An 18,275-nucleotide genomic window follows, 5' to 3' on the forward strand; every position below is an offset into this window, starting at 1 on the left:
AAATTGTTACCTTTTATAAAGAAAATTGATTTCTATTTAATTTTGAATAATATCGAATGTCTTTGCTTGCTTTGGGCAGTACTGTGATGAACAGGCTTAGATGAATTAATTTTTGATAAAAAATCGGTTAACCTAATATTATCTCAAACCAAAAACCACATGGCGAAGCATAACCAAAAAATACTGGTTGTAGATGACGAAGCGGACATTCTTGAATTACTAAAGTATAACCTGGCAAAGGAAGGTTACGATGTAAAAACGGCACAAGACGGAATCAAAGGGGTGGATACTGCCAGAACTTTCATTCCTGATTTGATCATTTTGGATATCATGATGCCCAAGCAAGATGGTGTAGAGACTTGTCGTCAAATACGTGAGATTCCAGAATTAGCCAATGCGTTCGTTATTTTCTTAACAGCTCGTTCAGAGGAGTATTCTGAAGTAGCAGCTTTTGACATGGGTGCCGATGACTACATCACCAAGCCTATCAAGCCAAGAGCACTTGTAAGCCGAATCAACGCGCTCTTTAGAAGAGAGTCTAAAAAGAAGAAGGAGTCTAACAAAATTGCAGTTGGTGATTTGATCGTTGACAGAACGAGTTACACCGTTTATGTAGGCGATGACAAGATTAACTTGCCGAAAAAAGAATTTGAATTACTTTACTTCCTGGCACAAAACCCTGGCAAAGTATTTAGCAGAGACGAATTGCTACAAAACATCTGGGGGACAGATGTATATGTTCTTGCCAGAACGGTTGATGTGCACATTAGAAAAGTGAGAGAGAAAATAGGTGAAGGCTATATCTCCACAGTAAAAGGTGTGGGCTATAAGTTCGATACCAATTAATAACAACCCATGATAATCAACTCCCGAGGACTGTCATTGCTTTTGGCATCAGTAATTGCTGCCATTACCACTGCTTTCCTCACATTGGTACCATCTGTATTACCGGCAGCGTTAGCCATTGGTTTTGGCATAGCATTCTGTTCATCGTATATCTTGATCAGGCTGGTGCTAGAGTTTTTGTTTTTCCGACATATCAACTCTATCCATGAAGTCCTGAATCACATGAAAGATCAGGAGTTGTCTAATCTGACCAAACCTACGAACAAAGTCTCTCTGAATCCACTGAAAAAGATCAACAGAGACATCTACCACTACGCCGAACGCAAGCAACAGGAGATTTTAGAGCTGAAGCGAATGGAAACCTTCCGTAGAGAGTTCATAGCCGATGTATCTCATGAGTTAAAGACACCAATCTTTGCAGCGCAAGGATTCGTCCACACGTTGTTGGATGGTGCTGTAGAAGACAAGAAGGTTCGGATCAAGTTTCTAAAGAAAGCCGCAAAGAGTCTTGACGGACTTGACATTCTGGTTCATGATCTTTTGACTATTTCTCAAATGGAAACTGGTGAGATCAAAATGCACTTTGAAAGCTTTGACATCATGCGTCTAACCAAAGAAGTAATGGATCAGCTAGATGGCAAAGCCGAAAAACGAGACATTGATGTGCAAATTGAAAACGCTGATCAGAAGTACTTTGTAAAAGGTGACTATCAAAGAATCTATCAGGTTATGATGAATCTGGTTTCCAATGCCATCAAATACACCAAAAAAGGCGGGGCAGTGAAAATTAGGTTTGAAGAAAAGGGCAATACCGTATCGACATTCATAATTGATAATGGGCGAGGTATCCCTGAAGAAGATTTGAGTAGAATTTTCGAACGATTCTATCGAGTAGAAAAGAGCAGGTCCAAAGAAAAAGGAGGTACTGGTCTCGGACTCTCCATCGTCAAACACATCATGGAAGGCCATGACTCCACCGTAGAAGTGGAGAGTGAAGTAAAAAAAGGATCCACTTTTAGTTTTAAATTGAAAAAAGGTAAGCCCGTAGCGCATAGATTTGTAGACGAAGAAGAAGACGAAGAGGACGACTATGCATAAGTATGTTAAAGGCTTAAAGTTTGAAGACATTATTTTATTTGAGAATGAGCACTATATCGTGGTAAACAAACCACCTTATATCTCCACTCTTGAAGACCGTAATGACCCTATCGACTTATTAAAACTTGCCAAAGAATATTATGCTGATGCACAGGTTTGTCATCGCCTGGACAAAGAAACCTCGGGAGTAATAGTCATAGCAAAACACCAGGAAGCTTATCGCCACTTCGCTATTTTATTAGAGAAGAGACAAGTAAAGAAAGTTTATCACGCCGTAGTTAATGGAATTCATGAGTTTGAAAACCTGGAGTGTGATCAACCTATCTACTCTACAAATAGCAAATCGCGTGTTGATTTTAGAGAAGGCAAGCCATCGCTTACTTTGGTGAGCACTTTGGAGTCATTTAAACTACACACTTTGCTGAAATGCTTCCCTGTATCGGGAAGATTGCACCAAATCAGAGTGCACCTTGCTTTCCATGGCGCCAATATCGGTTGTGATCCAATCTATGGAGGCGATTACATCTATTTATCCCAGTTAAAGAAGAATTTCAATCTGGGTAAATCAAAAGATGAAGAAAAACCGCTTATTGAAAGAGTGGCACTTCATGCGCACAATATTGCTTTCCACAATTTTGAAGGTGGAGAGAATGATGTTATTGAAGTTGTAGCAGAGTATCCAAAGGATTTTGCGGTGTTGGTGAAGCAGCTTCGCAAGTATCTTTGAGACATCTCAGACTCAGGCATTTAGCCCCTCAACATAAATCACTGCTAATCTTGGTTTTACCAAATAATACTTCTATTTTTGTGTCCCTTTTCTGAGGGGGAACCATTAAGTTCATTATAAACAATTAAAAAATTGGATACTTTAAGCTATAAAACAGTATCGTTAAACAGTGCTACAGTAGAAAAGAACTGGGTCATAGTAGACGCAGAATCTCAAGTGTTGGGGAGAGTGTCCAGCGAAGTAGCAAAAATAATCAGAGGCAAGCACAAGGCGGGTTACACTCCAAATGTAGATTGTGGTGACAATGTTATCGTAATCAACGCAGATAAAATTCGCCTGACCGGTAAAAAATGGACAGAGAAGCAGTATGTTCGTCACACAGGATACCCTGGTGGACAGCGTTTCGAAACTCCAGCGGAAGCTAAAGCAAAAACCTCTAGATTATTAGTTGAAAGAGCGGTTAAAGGCATGTTACCTAAGACTAAATTAGGAAACAAGTTGATCAAAAATCTTTACGTGTATGAAGGTGCAGAGCATCCTCATGAAGCACAAAAACCAAAAGAAGTAAAACTTTAAAACCTAAATGGAAATTACTAACACCATTGGAAGAAGGAAAACTTCTGTAGCTAGAATTTACCTACAGAGCGGTAAAGGCGAAATCATTGTTAACAACAAAGAATTGGCCAAATACTTTCCTTCTGAGATTTTACAGACCATCGTAAAGCAGCCTCTAGTGAAGCTGGAATTGGATGGCAATTATGATATCAACGTTAATGTTGATGGCGGCGGACCAAAAGGTCAGGCGGAAGCAGTAAGACTTGCTATTTCCCGTGCCCTTGTAGAACTAGACGAGGAAAACAAACCTCCTTTGAAGCACGAAGGATTCCTTACAAGAGACCCTAGAATGGTAGAGCGTAAGAAATACGGACGTAGAAAAGCGAGAAGAAGATTCCAATTCAGTAAACGTTAATATCATAATGGAAAAACTAGAATACAAAGACTTATTGGATGCTGGTGTACACTTTGGTCACCTTACTCGTAAGTGGAATCCACAGATGGCACCATACATCTTCATGGAGAAGAATGGCATCCACATCATAGATCTAAATAAGACGCTTACTTCATTGGATGATGCAGCACACGCTATTCAGTCTGTCGTGAGATCAGGCCGAAAAGTAATGTTCGTTGCAACTAAGAAGCAAGCTAAAGAAGTAGTAGAAACTGCTGCTCAGAAGCTAAACATGCCTTACGTAACTGAAAGATGGTTAGGTGGTATGTTGACAAACTTCACTACTATTCGTAAGTCATTGAAGAAAATGGCTGGTATCGATAAGATGATGAAAGATGAATCTTACACGAACCTTGCGAAAAGAGAGCGTTTGATGATCAGCCGTGAAAAAGAAAAGCTAGAAAGAGTATTGGGCGGTATTGCTGACCTAAACAGACTTCCAGCAGCACTTTTCGTGATCGACATCAAAAGAGAGCACATTGCTATTGCTGAAGCTCAGAAATTGAACATTCCTGTATTTGCATTGGTAGATACTAACTCTGACCCTACTCAGGTTGATTATCCAATCCCTGGTAACGATGATGCTTGGAAATCTATCAACTTGATCACTAGCTACATTGCGAAAGCAATCGAAGAAGGTCTAGCAGAGCGTAAGAAAGACAAAGAAGACGCTAAGCTTCAGGAAGAAGAAGAAGAAAAAAGAAAAGCTGACGAGCAAAACGCTTAATCTCAGCCTTACTTCATGAAATAATAATGTGAAAATTGAACATTGTCTCTGATGATGTTCAATTTTTGTTATAAGCATTGCTAAAAATTAAAAGATAAAATAATGGCTATTACTGCAAAAGACGTAAACAAACTTAGACAAATGACCGGTGCTGGTATGATGGACTGTAAAAAGGCATTGGTTGAGGCAGATGGTGATTTCGAAAAAGCAATTGAGCTTCTAAGAAAAAAAGGACAGAAAGTTTCTGCTAGTAGAGCTGACAGAGAAACCACTGAAGGTGTAGTTGTTACAAGAACTAACGCTGACAACACTAAAGGTTTGGTTATCGCTCTTACTTGTGAGACTGACTTTGTTGCTAAAAACGAAGATTTCGTAGGTCTAGCTAACAAAGCTGCTGATCTAGCATTCGAAAATTCTCCTGCTGACGTTGATGCGCTTTTAGCTCTTAGCGCTGGAGACATCACTCTAGGTGAGAAAATCACAGAAACTACTGGTAAAATCGGTGAGAAAATCGAAATCAGTGCTTTCGAAACTATGGAAGGCGAAGCAGTAGTTCCTTACATCCACTCTAATGGTAAATTAGGCGTGATGGTAGTATTGAAAAACGTAAACGGTGCTTCTGTAGAGGACGCTGGTAAAGACGTAGCTATGCAAATTGCAGCTATGAACCCAGTTGCTGTTGACAAAGACGGTGTAGATCCAACTGTTATCGAGAAAGAAATCGAAATCGGAAAAGAGCAAGCAAGACAAGAAGGTAAGCCTGAGAACATCATTGACAAAATCGCTCAAGGTAAACTTCAAAAGTTCTTCAAAGAGAACACGTTGCTTAGCCAGCAATTCGTAAAAGACAACTCGCTTTCAATTCAGCAGTACCTGGATACAGTAAGCAAAGGTCTTACAGTAACTGAATTCAAGAGAGTCTCTATCGGATAATCAACATCCGAATTCAGAATAAAAAACAAAGCCCAGACGATATCGTCTGGGCTTTCATCATTTTTGAGGGGTTATTTTATTGATCTAGTCGATCGAACTTATCAGTGCAAAATCCACTGGTATTAAGTGCTCATCAAAACTCAGCGTCTCCTCCCCTTTATCTTTCGTCTTCACGGACATTGAGTAGTAAATCTGTTCGTCTTTAAAAACGCTTATCTTTTTAAAGTATTGAACTTTGTACTTGTCATATTTCTCATCGAGGTAGTATTCAATCGATAACGGAACCTCTCTAGTCATATCTACTTCTTCGCTCAAGCGAATACCGTCTGACAAGTAAATAGTTTTGTATTCTTTCTCATTAAAAGTAAACTCTGCCTGTATCGCTTGATCTCCAAGCTTTTGCCACTGTTTACTCACGCTTTGGGGATAATGATGGAAATGCCATTTTAAAATCTCAAACCCAATATCATCCTCAGCTAGTACTTGAGCATTACAAAACGATGCCACACCAAACAAAAATGCAGCCATTACAAGTTTAACAAAATTAGGTTTCATGATGGTGATTATTTTGAGATTATTATTAAATCTAAAGAGAATAAATAAAAATATCCTAACATCATCGACGAAAAGTCCAATTATATTGACCTACCTCTTAGATTTTATCACCAAACGCTAAATTCAAGCCTAAACAGACCCCTGTTTTTAACTATTTTGAATTATTTCAAGGTAATTTGAAAGAATGCTAAAAAGACAGTTCACTTACTCCCAACCGACTCACCACTCTCGTGATTCCTAATATTATCTGGTTGTTCGTTTGTATTCAATTGTTCCTCTGCGGGTGAGAAACTTAAAAGTTCATTCAAATCGGGTTGTCCAGCATCTACCCAGGCGGTAAACCAAAAGTCACCCACCATCTTGATAGCTCTGCGCATGTGACGCTCCACCATCCCATTGAGCATCTCATGATATTCTTCTGAAAACTCATAAGAATACACCCGTACAGTCATAGCTCCGCGTTCTTCAAAACTATATTTCTTATCCTGACTAAACTTTGCACTCAGTTCTTTCTCAAATTGCAAAACCGAATCCAGAGCCAAATGCGCATACTCAACCGCTTTCCAGGCTTCTTGCTGCGTATTGTCTATATATTCGGCTTTGCCCACAAATAAGTCATAGTCCTCAAAAAACAACTCCGGCAATCTGGACTCCCAAAAACCATGAATACCATACTGATTGGAAAGTTGGCCATTGTAATTCTCCGTAGTATGAAGTGGTACATTCGCATCACCTATATAATGCCCTATATCTGCAGAGTACTTTAAGATGCGATCAATGTCTCTACTTAACATTGCCTGTGTCAGCTGATACTTCATTAAATTGATGTGCCATGGAACTATACCATACGCCTGGAGCGTATCTTCCGTATACATCTCCACCGCATCCCTCCAATTTCTTGGCATCTTATATAGCGCACTATCTCCGTAAACATCTAAATCGATATAATGACGAGCAGCTTCTTCTTTCATGATGTATCTACGCTTGTCTGGATTGACAGCCTTTTCCTCAAGAAATTGAATATTCTGTTTATAGAACTTAATCATTTCCGGTGGGAGGGTAAAAACAGCCATCCGATTAATGCGCTCATGGGCATAAAAACCCCATCCGGAGCACACCGTAAACACAGTCATTACCAAGAGGATAGACACAGTTTTCTTCATAAGTCCCAAAATACTGATTTTTTCCTTTAATTTTATCAGAGAGTTTCTTTCAAGTGTTTGTTTTATTTATCAATTACTTTATCTTTGCATCCCTTAATCAAGGATAGGAGAATAAAAAGCTTATGGCAAATCATAAATCCGCATTAAAGAGAATAAGATCTAACGAGGCGAAGAAACTTAGAAATCGTTATCAGCATAAGACTGCACGTACTTTCATCAAGAGATTGAGAGAGACTACAGACAAGACTGAGGCGCAAGAATTGTTGAAACAAGTAACTGGTATGGTTGATAAACTTGCTAAGAAGAATATCATCCATTCTAACAAAGCTTCAAACCTTAAGTCTAGCTTAACTAAGAAAGTTAACGCACTTTAAGACTCGTTATTAAGATATACGTACCCTACTTGATGCGTCAAGTAGGGTTTTTTGTTATCTTCAATCTTCTAATGATTGACCGATAATGGAAAAAGCATCAAATTCTTACCTTTCTATCACTCAGTGGGCTGAAGAAGATCGTCCTAGAGAGAAGCTTCTATTAAAAGGTAAATCCAGTCTTTCTGACGCAGAGCTGATCGGCATACTTTTAGGCTCCGGCACCAAAACATTAAGTGCCGTAGATCTTGCGAAGCAAATTCTTAACTCAGTAAACAATGATCTGCATACACTCGCTAAAATGAGTGTCAAGGATCTTTGTAAATTCAAAGGCATTGGAGAAGCAAAGGCCATATCCATCGTCAGTGCTTTAGAACTAGGCAGAAGGAGAAAAGATGCTGAACCCGTGAAGCAGCCACGCATTACCTGTTCAGATGATGCCTATCAACTTCTAAAGCCAGAGCTTACTGATTTACCACATGAAGAATTCTGGATCATTCTTCTTAAAAGAAACAATCAGGTCATCCGAAAAGAGCAGGTCAGTTTTGGCGGAGTATCAGGAACAATCGTAGACCCCAAAATCATTTTTAAGAAAGCGCTGGACAACCTGGCAAGTGGAATGATTTTAGTCCACAATCACCCTTCTGGCAACTTAAAGCCCAGTCAAGCCGACATTCAACTCACCAAAAAATTAAAAACCAGTGGTGAATTGCTAGAAATCCCCATTTATGATCACATCATTTTCACCGATCATGGATACTATAGTTTCTCTGACCAATCGATGATTTAAGCCAGAAACTATAAAACATCACCTCCTGCAAAAGGCATATCGCTTAATTTAGCAGCAACAACCTGTAAAGATTTAGCGCATGAAGAAAATTGCCTATTTAGCCGGAATCATCATATTATTCGTCATTATTTACTACTCTCTTGGCGGAAGTGATAACAATCAAGCTTATAGAGAAAAAGTGGCTGATGTAAGAGCCGAAAGAGTTCGCTTTCTAAAATCATCTGAGCAATCACCTTTCCAACAGTTTGACAAGAAATATCAACCAGTTAGCTACTTCGAAATAGATCCTAAATATAAAGTACGAGCAAATCTGGAACGAATCAGTTCACCAGTAAGAATGGCTGTTCAAAACAGTGATGGCACTACCACCACCTACAGCAAGTTCGCTTATGCCAATTTTAAGATAGATGACCAACCGTTTAAACTACTTATACTTAAACCAGCTGGATTTGGAGCATTACCCAACACCTATTTCACTGCGTTTGCGGATGAAACCAGTGGCTCGCTGACTTATGGAGGCGGACGTTACCTGGATTTAGAAATTGGAAAATCCGACAATATAGAGATTGATTTTAACCTGGCTTACAATCCGTACTGCGCCTATGTATCCGAATATTCATGCCCTTTACCGCCTGCAGAGAACGTTTTACCGCTCAAAATAGAGGCTGGCGAAAAGGCATTTAAGTATTAATTACAGTCATTAAAATCTTAACACAATTTTTGCACCGATTTACAACGGTGATTCGCCCTCACTTCCCTATTTTTGTCGATTGCTCGCAAAGCGTAGAACTTGTTGAGAATTTGGGAGTTGGGTAGCGAGATTGTAACCAACAATAGAATACGAGCAAAAGCATAATTAGAATATAAATAACGACGGAGAAGCAGGATGAAGATTTCCTACAATTGGCTGAAGGATTATATAGATATTAATGAGTCCCCTGAAGAGATTGGTGATGCACTAACGCAGACTGGTCTTGAAATGGAAGGAATAGAACATGTAGAGAAAATCAAAGGCGGGTTAGCTAATCTGGTAGTAGGTGAGATCAAAGAATGTGTACCTCACCCGAATGCAGATAAGCTGAAATTGACGAAAGTTGATGCCGGTATTGGAGAATTATTACCAATTGTTTGTGGTGCTCCAAATGTTGCTCTAGGACAAAAGGTAATTGTAGCGCCAGTTGGAACAATGATCTACCCAACTGAAGGTGATCCATTCCAAATTAAAAAAGCAAAAATCCGAGGTGAAGCTTCTGAAGGGATGCTTTGTGCTGAAGACGAAATTGGCCTAGGACAAAGCCACGCTGGACTGTTGATCCTGGATAATAACCTAGCAATTGGAACACCTGTCAAAGATCTTTTCGAAACAGGAACTGACAGTGTATTCGAAATTGGATTAACTCCAAACAGAGGAGATGCTACCGGACACTTAGGTGTAGCAAGAGATCTAAAAGCTTTCTACAAGAGAGCTATGAAACTTCCTGCAGCACAAGCTAAAGAAGCTAAAATTGATAATCCAATTGAAGTAGTGGTAGAAAACACTGCTTCTTGTCCAAGATATTCTGGAGCCACTATTCGTGGTATAAAAGTGGGTCCATCTCCTGATTGGTTACAGTGGAGACTGAGAGCAATTGGCCTCTCTCCTATCAATAATATTGTAGATATCACCAACTACGTGATGATGAGCCTTGGTCAGCCAATGCACGCATTTGATGCTGATCAAATCAAAGGAGGAAAAGTCATCGTAAAGAATTTACCTGCTGGCACTAAGTTCACTACGCTCGACGAAGAAGAAAGAACACTTCATCATGATGATCTAATGATCTGTGATGAAGCTGAAGGAATGTGCATTGCTGGTGTTTTTGGAGGAATCAACTCAGGCATCAAAGACGGAACAACTAGTGTATTCCTGGAAAGTGCTTATTTCTCAGCAGACTCAGTCCGTGCTACAGCGATGAGACATACGCTATCGACAGATGCGTCATTCAGATATGAGCGAGGAACAGATCCTGAAATGACTATTCCTGCCCTCCATATGGCGATTGATTTAATTTTGGAGATCGCTGGAGGATATTTGGCGTCCGAATACACGGATTTATATCCGACTAAAATAGAGCCCGTCCAAATTGAAACATCATTTGCTAATTTTCATCGATTAATCGGTATAGAAATACCAAATGAGCGAATCATCGAGATTCTGAACAATCTAGATATTGAAACTTCCAATATTACTGACAGCACTTTCACAGCAACTGTACCTCCTTACAGAAGTGAGGTAACACGTGAGGCTGACTTAGTGGAAGAAGTGCTTCGAATCTATGGGTTCAATAATATTCCATTGGAGGAGTCATTCTCTGCTGGCTATCTAGCTTCTTTTGATGAAAAAGAGCCTTATAAAGTACAAGAAAGCTTATCACTATTCTTGTCAGGAACAGGAATGTCTGAGATTCAAACAAACTCTCTGACCAATCCAAAGTACTATCAGGACTTGAAATTAGGTGGTGAACCAATTGAGATATTAAACAAATCAAGTGAAGAACTAGGCTACATGAAAACCAGCCCAGTTTACACAGCACTTGAATCTGTGAGACACAATATCAACCGTAGAATGAGTAATTTGTCATTCTTCGAGTTTGGCAAAGTGTATCATTTGAAAAATGAGAAATACCAGGAAGATGAAATCCTAGGATTGTACCTAACTGGCAACAAGCATGAAGAATCATGGCTGGCTGAATCAAAACCCAGGGACTTCTATGATCTTTCAAGAGCTGGATTTGCAGTATTGCATCACTTGAGAATTGAAAATTACACAACAGAACCAGCAGCTGATGATGAGCTATTTGATTATGGCTTGCACATCAAATTCAACAATAAAGTCGTTGGGAAGTTAGGTAAGTTAAAATCGAAGATCGCTAAGTATTTTGATATCAAGCAAGAGGTATTCTATGCAGAATTCCTTTGGAAGGACTTATTGAAGGCGACAAGACTTGAATCACAGTTCTCAGAAATCTCCAAGTACCCTGAAGTACGAAGAGATTTGTCTCTTGTGTTAGATAAACACGTGAGTTACAATGAGATTCGTGATTTAGCTTTTAAGTCTGAGAAAAAATTATTAACTAGAATAAATGTCTTTAGTGTGTATGAAGGAGACAAACTGGAAGCGGGCAAAAAGTCCTACGCGCTCAGCTTCTATCTTCAGGATACTACCAAGACGCTTACTGACAAAGTCATTGATAAAGTAATGAATGGCTTGATCAGAACATTTGAAAATGAGGTAGGGGCAATCATCAGAAAGTAATGAAAAACGAGACACTAAGAGCGGAATTGAACAATCTTGAAAGAAAAGTAAAACTTCTTCTTAGTGACTATGCCCAGCTCAAAACAGATTTTGACAAATGCCAGACGGAAAATCAGCATTTAAAAGCACAGATTAACGATCAACAGTCGAAAATCTCGAGCTTTCAAAATCAATCGAAAATTAGTAAAATTGTAGAAAGCATGGTAGTCGGCGAAAACGATTCGGAAGAGTTGAAGGATGTGATTGACGGCTATATTAAGGAGATAAATAAATGCATTGCTCATTTGGGTGAAGCTTAACAAACCGAAATGACAGAATTATCAATAAAGCTAAAATTAGCAAACCGGGAGTACCCCATGAAGGTGAAAGCGGAAGACGAAGAAGGCATCAGAAAAGCTGGTAAAATGCTCAATGAGAAGATCAAAGCATACAGAGACCAGTTTGGAATTGATGACAATCAGGATCTTCTAGCTATGGTTGCCTTCGATTGCCTGGTGGAGAAAATGAAAAAAGAGGAAACTACGGATTCTAAGGATGAAATAGCTCTCGATCAAATACGAAACATTAGCCAATTGATATCTGGTGCTATTTAAATAGCTCATTAATAGCCTACCAAATCCTAGCCTGGTACCGTGTATGTTAAATATACATATACACAACACCAATGGATATTATATATATAGTCATCGCAATAGCTGGTATTGCTGTCGGTTTTGCGGTTGATCGAGTGCTCCTGAAAAGGTCAGTCGATAAAAAGCTGCAGGAAGCAGAGGAGCAGAAGAAGCTCATCCTGAAAGAAGCTGAAGTAACAGGCGAAAGCATTAAAAAAGACCGAATTCTCGAGGCAAAAGAGAAGTTCTTCAAAATGAAGCAGGAGTTTGACGAAGAGTCTAACCGCAAGAAGAACCAAATCATCTCTAACGAGAATAAGCTTAAACAGCGCGAAGCAAACCTATCCAAACAGATAGAGCAAAATAAACGATCTGAAGCAGAACTAGAATCTCAAAAAGAGAACCTAACTGCTCAATTGGAGATCGTGAAAAAGCGCAAGGAGGAATTTGAGAAGCTAAAAGCTCAGGAAGTAACCATCCTGGAAAAAGCATCCAACCTTTCTGCGGAAGAAGCTAAAGCTCAATTAGTAGAAACTCTTAAAGATGAGGCTAGAACCGATGCGTCTGCTCATATCAAGCAGATTATGGAAGAGGCCAATATGACTGCCACTAAGGAGGCTAAGAAGATTGTGCTTCAAACAATCCAGAGAACTGCTACTGAGCACGCCATAGAAAACTGTGTCTCTATTTTCAACATTGAAAGTGATGATATCAAAGGAAAGATCATCGGTCGTGAAGGAAGAAACATCAGAGCTCTGGAAGCATCTACTGGAGTAGAAATCATCGTGGATGATACGCCAGAAGCGATCATTATTTCTGGATTTGATCCAGTAAGAAGAGAAATCGCAAGGCTATCACTTCACCGTCTAGTTCAGGATGGTAGAATCCACCCAGCTAGAATTGAAGAGATCGTAGCTAAGACGACTAAAAACATTGAAGAGGAGATTGTGGAGATTGGTGAAAGAACTGTCATCGATCTTGGAATCCATGGCTTGCACCCTGAACTGATCAAGTTGGTGGGCAGAATGCGATTCCGTTCTTCTTACGGACAAAACTTGTTACAGCACTCAAGAGAAGTAGCTAAGCTGTGTTCTACTTTGGCATCTGAGCTTGGATTGAATCCTAAGCTGGCTAAGAGAGCTGGATTGCTACACGATATTGGTAAGGTATGGCCGGATGAGCCAGAGAAACCTCACGCTATCATCGGTATGGAGCTTGCTCAAAAATACAAAGAGAATGCAGAGGTATGCAATGCCATTGGAGCCCACCACGACGAAATAGAGATGACTTCAATGATCTCTCCGATTGTGCAGGCATGTGATGCAATCTCAGGTAGTAGACCTGGAGCTCGTCGTGAAATCATGGAGCAGTACTTGAAGCGTCTGAAAGAGCTAGAAAGTGTAGCGCTTAGCTTTGAAGGAGTAAACAAGTGCTATGCTATTCAGGCTGGTCGTGAACTTCGTGTGATGGTAGACGCAGAAAATGTAACCGATCAAAAAGCTGGAGAGCTGTCGTTCGGTATCTCTCAGAAGATTGAGAAGGACATGCAATACCCTGGACAAATAAAAGTTACCGTTATTCGAGAGACAAGAGCCGTGGCTTTCGCGAAGTAAGATGTAACTGAATTCGTTATAAAAAACCTTTAAAAGAAGTTCTGTATTTCGCAGAACTTCTTTTTATTTATAGCGACTTAACTTAACTAACCAAATGATTAACAAGCTGACCCTTGCTTCCATATTTCTTATGGTTGCTTTCAATCTATTTGCTCAATTTGATGCGAGATTTGGAAAAGTCTCAAAGGAAGAATTAGAGTTAAAAGAATGTTCCTTCGATTCAGACGCCAATTCCATGATCCTTAGTCAAACGGGATACTTGCGTTTCATCTATAATGACTCCAAAAGTCGATGGCAATACAGGATAGACATTACCAAAAGAATCAAAGTTTTCAACAAACTTGATAAAGACGTTGCTAATATCTCAATCGTTCTATATGATCCTGAAAATAGTTCTGATGACGAAAGTGTCTCAAGTTTAAAAGGATTTACTTACAACCTGGTACAAGGCAAAGTAGAGAAAAGCAAACTCACAAACGCTGAAGAGTATAGGACTAGAATAAGTGACTATAGAACGGAAGTAAGTTTTGCCATGCCGGATGTAAACGACGGATCAGTTCTTGAATACAAATACACCATTACATCTGATTATATCAGCAACCTCTATACTTGGCACTTCCAATCCTACTTACCAATTTACTATTCTGAATTTGAAACAATAATTCCTGAATGGTTTAACTACTCCAGCAATCAAGTAGGCACCTATATACCCTTAGAAATTAAAGAATCAAAAATGGATGAGTCATTTACTTATTCATGGGAATCTCAAGGAGCACTTGGACAAACTAGAAAAGGAACGAGCAGTTTGAATTCAATTAGTACTAAAATGTCTCACATTGCCAGAAACACTCCAAAAATTGAGAATGAACCATTTATGAATAACAAACCAGATATTCCCGCTAGATTGGAATATCAGTTGATGTCTTATCAAATGCCTGGTTCTACACTTAAAAAAATTGCTGGCAATTATGATGAATACACTAAAAACATCATGGGTTGGGACTCATTTGGCCATGTACTTAACAAAGGAGGGTTTTCAAAGGACATTATAGCGTCCTTTTATTCAAGTGGTGACTCTCTAGCACATTCAATATATTCTCATGTCCAAAATCATTTCACATGGAATGATGTCAATGGGTTCACCAGTTCTGATGCCGGAAGAAAAGCATACAATGATGCCACAGGCAATGTAGGAGCCATTAATCTCACATTGATAGCTATGCTTAGAGAAGCTGGAATTGAAGCCCATCCTGTCATCTTGAGTACACGAGGACACGGCGTCCCTCATCCTATTTACCCAAACACAGAAGATTTTAATTATGTAATAGCATCCGTTCAACTGTCAGATAAAGTAGTCTTACTAGATGCTACATCTGATTACCCTTTTGGAACCCTTCCCGTAAGGTGTCTTAATGGCAATGGATGGATGGCTACAGAAAACGGTGGTAAATGGGTTGACTTAAAGCAAGGGGCTGAACATGGAATTTCAACTATGATTTCTATAACTATTGAAGATGATGAATTAATCAAAAATCATCAAATGAAATTTACTGGCCACGCTGCATTGGATGAAATTGAAGACTATGATGAAGAAAATGAATCCAAATATATAGAAGCCTTCGAAACATATTTTACAGATTCAGAGGTAGATGAATTTAAGTATGAATCTGATATTGACCAGGTTGTTGTGGCTTTTAATGCCACAAAAGATACTGATATGGAAGATATCATGTATATCCAGCCTATGAACATAGGACTCATACAATCAAATCCATTTAAAAGAGAAGTAAGACAATCTTTAGTAGATTTTTCATATCCAATTTCGCGTTCTGTTATTGTTCAAATAAACATTCCAGAAGGGTATACAGCTGAACTTCCAGAATCAACCATTATAGCCCTACCAAATAATGGTGGTAGATTCACCTATAGCGTTAATCAAGTTGGAAATAAGATCAGTTTGCTTTCCAGATACAACCTGAATCAAACCATGTTTACTACTCAGGAATATCCAGCTCTAAAGCAATTTTATGACTTAATGGTGAAGAAAAACACCGAGATGATTGTACTTAAACCTGTTGGGCCATGAGATTGAGCATTTTAATATTTTGCCTAATTTCATTTTCAAAAAGCTTTTCACAAGGAATTCTGAACAACATCCCTGATTCCCTTCAGAAAAACGCAAATGAAATCATACTGTATGATCACACTAAATTTGAGATCATCGATATTGCTAATTCTAAAGAATCACAGGAATATAAAGTCATCATTGTCAATGATGATACAGATGATCGCACAAGTATACAAATAGGATATGACCAGTTTACCTCCATAACGGATGCATCTGTTGTCGTTACGAACTTAGAGGGAGAAGAACTTGAAAGCTACAAACTGAAAGATTTCGAAGACTATAGTCAAAAGGGAGGAAGCCTGGCTTCTGATAATCGATCAAAATATCTTGAACCAAAATTCGCAACTCCTTATGTATTGGAAGTGAAGTATGAACTGGCTCATATAGGTTCTCTATTCTACCCTACCTGGATACCATTATCGGCAGAAAACCAAAGCCTCTTATCATCAACTTTGAGTATTACTAGCAGCAGAGACAATTATCGGTACAAGAGCTTTGGTGTTAAAGCCCCAATACAGCAAGCAGACAATACTTTGGTTTGGGAAGTATCAAATTTAAAAGCAATTGAAAGTGAATCTTATGCTCCGCAGTATTACAATTTTCTTCCTGTAGTTTATACTGCACCCAACCAGTTTATGATGGATGGATATGAAGGAAACATGTCCACCTGGAAAGGCTTTGGTGAGTGGCAAAACAAACTAATGCTAGGGCTAAATAACTTATCTGAAGAGGACCTCAGGGATTTGAAAGGCAAGATACCTCAAGATGCTTCTGATTTGGATAAAATTAGAATCGTTTATGAATATGTGCAAGCCAATACGCGCTACGTCAGCATTCAATTAGGCATAGGTGGGTGGAAGCCTTTTGAATCTCAATTTGTTCATGAGAAAAAATATGGGGATTGTAAAGCACTTTCATTTTACACCAGATCTCTGCTAGAAGCTGTTGGAATTAAATCTTACTATACATTGATTAATGCAGGTTACTCCAAAAGACAACCATTTGAAGACTTCCCAGCCAGCTATTTCAATCACGCTATTGTAACAGTGCCAATGCAAAAAGACACTATTTGGCTAGAATGCACTTCACAAACGAACCCTTTTGGTTACTTAGGGACTTTCACGAGTGATCGCAATGCATTGATGATTACTGAAGATGGTGGAAAATTAATTCACACCAAATCCTATACCTCTGAAGAAAATATTCAAAGCACATCAACCGTAGTTGAAATTAATGAAGAAGGTACCGCAAGTGTTAATTTGAGCAGATCATATTACGGACTCGAAATAGGAAATGATAAGTTCTCAGGTGCTGTATTAAAATCAGAAGATGATCAAAAAAAATGGTTCTACGATTACCATAGTTGGGGATCAACAAAGCTCTCTAAACTTGAATTAACTAAACCTAGCTTGGATCCTGTCCCAAAAGGCACAATGGTTTTAGAAGCCACTATTGAGCACTTTGCTTCTAACAATGCGAATCGCCTATTTCATAATCCATTCACATTTACCAATATCAAATGGATGGATATGAAAAGTAAAGAACGTGAACTGGATCTGGAAATCAAATATGCCTATACACAACTCGATACGACTTTAATAAAACTTCCAGCGAAGTATGCACCTGAAAACCTACCTAAGGAGGCAGCCATTTCGAATAAATTTGGATCATTTAGTTTGAAAGTGAATCCTTCTGCTGATGGAATACAACTAATTCGAGAGTTTAAAATCAATGAAGGTATTTACACAACAGAAGAGTATGGCGAGTTTAGAGACTTTATAAGAAGTGTGCAGAAAAGTGATCGTCAGAAAATAGTGATGGTAGATAAGACATAACACCAAAATTATTAATGTAATCTTAAGCCCTACTCGGTTTCCTGAGTAGGGCTTATTTATTTTATTATTGTCCCATCAAAATATCCATCTCATGGAAGAAGAAGATTTTAGAAAGCATGAAAAGCTGCCGATTTACCAAAAGGCTCTTGAAATTTATGATCTGGTTCATCAAATAGCGGATCTCATCCCTGAGGACAATGAGCGCTTGATGAATATCAAACAATTTATGCTCGCTGACGCTGGAATGCTGAGCGCAAAAATAGCCGGAGCCGAAGCGGGTGGGCTATACGATCTCAAAATGGAAGCTGCAGCTATTATCAGAAAATCCGCCAAAGACTTAATGCTCCACAACCACTCACTGGAAGCTTTCGGATTTAAAGAGTCCTCCTATTATCAACTAGTCAGAGACCAAATCGAAGAATTTCGGCTGCTATTCATAGACTGGGTAGCTGGTTTCGATCAGTGGGATTACGTGATTGACAATTGGGGACTATTCAATCCTCCAGGAGTTGGGCCATATGATGTCGATCCGGATGATTTGATTGAGTAATCAAACTTTCAATCATAAAATGAG

Annotated in this window: 19 protein-coding genes; 17 read left to right on the forward strand and 2 right to left on the reverse strand. The window is 39.0% G+C overall.

Annotated features, from left to right (window positions below; translation table 11 throughout):
• The first annotated feature begins 159 nt into the window (after positions 1 to 159).
• The 7 genes from NXS00_RS18570 (at position 160) to tsf (ending at position 5,340) form a co-directional block, all read left to right on the forward strand.
• Entirely contained in the window at positions 160 to 846 is a 687-nt protein-coding gene (locus NXS00_RS18570) for a response regulator transcription factor (RefSeq protein WP_258100759.1), read from the forward strand.
• A 9-nt stretch (positions 847 to 855) separates the two neighbouring features.
• Positions 856 to 1,944, forward strand: coding sequence for a sensor histidine kinase (locus NXS00_RS18575; RefSeq protein ID WP_258100760.1), 1,089 nt, complete (start codon positions 856 to 858; stop codon positions 1,942 to 1,944).
• Entirely contained in the window at positions 1,937 to 2,671 is a 735-nt protein-coding gene (locus tag NXS00_RS18580; protein ID WP_258100761.1) for an RluA family pseudouridine synthase, read from the forward strand. The genes NXS00_RS18575 and NXS00_RS18580 overlap by 8 nt, the downstream gene beginning before the upstream one ends.
• Before the next feature lie 132 nt (positions 2,672 to 2,803).
• Positions 2,804 to 3,247 (forward strand): 50S ribosomal protein L13, encoded by a 444-nt coding sequence (gene rplM, locus NXS00_RS18585; RefSeq protein WP_258100762.1) that lies wholly within the window; start codon positions 2,804 to 2,806, stop codon positions 3,245 to 3,247.
• A gap of 7 nt (positions 3,248 to 3,254) precedes the next feature.
• Positions 3,255 to 3,641 (forward strand): 30S ribosomal protein S9, encoded by a 387-nt coding sequence (gene rpsI / locus NXS00_RS18590; RefSeq protein WP_258100763.1) that lies wholly within the window; start codon positions 3,255 to 3,257, stop codon positions 3,639 to 3,641.
• A gap of 7 nt (positions 3,642 to 3,648) precedes the next feature.
• Positions 3,649 to 4,407 carry a 30S ribosomal protein S2 gene (rpsB, locus tag NXS00_RS18595; protein WP_258100764.1) on the forward strand — a complete coding sequence of 253 codons (759 nt, stop codon included), beginning with the start codon at positions 3,649 to 3,651 and terminating at the stop codon, positions 4,405 to 4,407.
• A 102-nt stretch (positions 4,408 to 4,509) separates the two neighbouring features.
• Positions 4,510 to 5,340 carry a translation elongation factor Ts gene (gene tsf / locus NXS00_RS18600; protein WP_258100765.1) on the forward strand — a complete coding sequence of 277 codons (831 nt, stop codon included), beginning with the start codon at positions 4,510 to 4,512 and terminating at the stop codon, positions 5,338 to 5,340.
• Between the two features lie 84 nt (positions 5,341 to 5,424).
• Here the strand turns inward: tsf and NXS00_RS18605 are convergent, their stop codons facing one another.
• Positions 5,425 to 5,895 carry a hypothetical protein gene (locus NXS00_RS18605; RefSeq protein WP_258100766.1) on the reverse strand — a complete coding sequence of 157 codons (471 nt, stop codon included), beginning with the start codon at positions 5,893 to 5,895 and terminating at the stop codon, positions 5,425 to 5,427.
• Positions 5,896 to 6,095: 200 nt separating this feature from the next.
• Positions 6,096 to 6,941 (reverse strand): zinc dependent phospholipase C family protein, encoded by an 846-nt coding sequence (locus tag NXS00_RS18610; RefSeq protein ID WP_308709453.1) that lies wholly within the window; start codon positions 6,939 to 6,941, stop codon positions 6,096 to 6,098.
• Positions 6,942 to 7,180: 239 nt separating this feature from the next.
• Here NXS00_RS18610 and rpsT point away from each other — a divergent pair, with 239 nt between their 5' ends.
• The 10 genes from rpsT (at position 7,181) to NXS00_RS18660 (ending at position 18,251) form a co-directional block, all read left to right on the forward strand.
• Positions 7,181 to 7,432, forward strand: coding sequence for a 30S ribosomal protein S20 (gene rpsT, locus NXS00_RS18615; protein ID WP_258100768.1), 252 nt, complete (start codon positions 7,181 to 7,183; stop codon positions 7,430 to 7,432).
• Between the two features lie 85 nt (positions 7,433 to 7,517).
• Positions 7,518 to 8,219: a RadC family protein gene (radC, locus tag NXS00_RS18620; protein WP_258100769.1), complete on the forward strand. Its 702-nt coding sequence runs from the start codon at positions 7,518 to 7,520 to the stop codon at positions 8,217 to 8,219.
• 79 nt (positions 8,220 to 8,298) lie between these two features.
• Positions 8,299 to 8,910 carry a DUF1684 domain-containing protein gene (locus NXS00_RS18625; protein ID WP_258100770.1) on the forward strand — a complete coding sequence of 204 codons (612 nt, stop codon included), beginning with the start codon at positions 8,299 to 8,301 and terminating at the stop codon, positions 8,908 to 8,910.
• A 195-nt stretch (positions 8,911 to 9,105) separates the two neighbouring features.
• The gene (pheT, locus tag NXS00_RS18630) at positions 9,106 to 11,514 is read left to right on the forward strand and encodes a phenylalanine--tRNA ligase subunit beta (RefSeq protein WP_258100771.1); all 2,409 of its coding nucleotides are present in this window, start codon (positions 9,106 to 9,108) and stop codon (positions 11,512 to 11,514) included.
• Positions 11,514 to 11,813 (forward strand): DUF3450 domain-containing protein, encoded by a 300-nt coding sequence (locus tag NXS00_RS18635; protein ID WP_258100772.1) that lies wholly within the window; start codon positions 11,514 to 11,516, stop codon positions 11,811 to 11,813. Before pheT ends, NXS00_RS18635 begins: the two co-directional genes overlap by 1 nt.
• A gap of 9 nt (positions 11,814 to 11,822) precedes the next feature.
• Positions 11,823 to 12,107, forward strand: coding sequence for a cell division protein ZapA (locus tag NXS00_RS18640; RefSeq protein WP_258100773.1), 285 nt, complete (start codon positions 11,823 to 11,825; stop codon positions 12,105 to 12,107).
• 71 nt (positions 12,108 to 12,178) lie between these two features.
• Positions 12,179 to 13,738, forward strand: a complete 1,560-nt coding sequence (rny, locus tag NXS00_RS18645; protein ID WP_258100774.1) for a ribonuclease Y — start codon at positions 12,179 to 12,181, stop codon at positions 13,736 to 13,738.
• A gap of 94 nt (positions 13,739 to 13,832) precedes the next feature.
• Positions 13,833 to 15,824: a DUF3858 domain-containing protein gene (locus tag NXS00_RS18650; RefSeq protein WP_258100775.1), complete on the forward strand. Its 1,992-nt coding sequence runs from the start codon at positions 13,833 to 13,835 to the stop codon at positions 15,822 to 15,824.
• Positions 15,821 to 17,701, forward strand: coding sequence for a DUF3858 domain-containing protein (locus NXS00_RS18655; protein WP_258100776.1), 1,881 nt, complete (start codon positions 15,821 to 15,823; stop codon positions 17,699 to 17,701). The genes NXS00_RS18650 and NXS00_RS18655 overlap by 4 nt, the downstream gene beginning before the upstream one ends.
• 91 nt (positions 17,702 to 17,792) lie before the next feature.
• The gene (locus tag NXS00_RS18660; protein WP_258100777.1) at positions 17,793 to 18,251 is read left to right on the forward strand and encodes a hypothetical protein; all 459 of its coding nucleotides are present in this window, start codon (positions 17,793 to 17,795) and stop codon (positions 18,249 to 18,251) included.
• Positions 18,252 to 18,275: the final 24 nt, after the last annotated feature.

It is taken from the genome of Marinoscillum pacificum (assembly GCF_024714495.1).
Taxonomy (GTDB): domain Bacteria; phylum Bacteroidota; class Bacteroidia; order Cytophagales; family Cyclobacteriaceae; genus Marinoscillum; species Marinoscillum pacificum.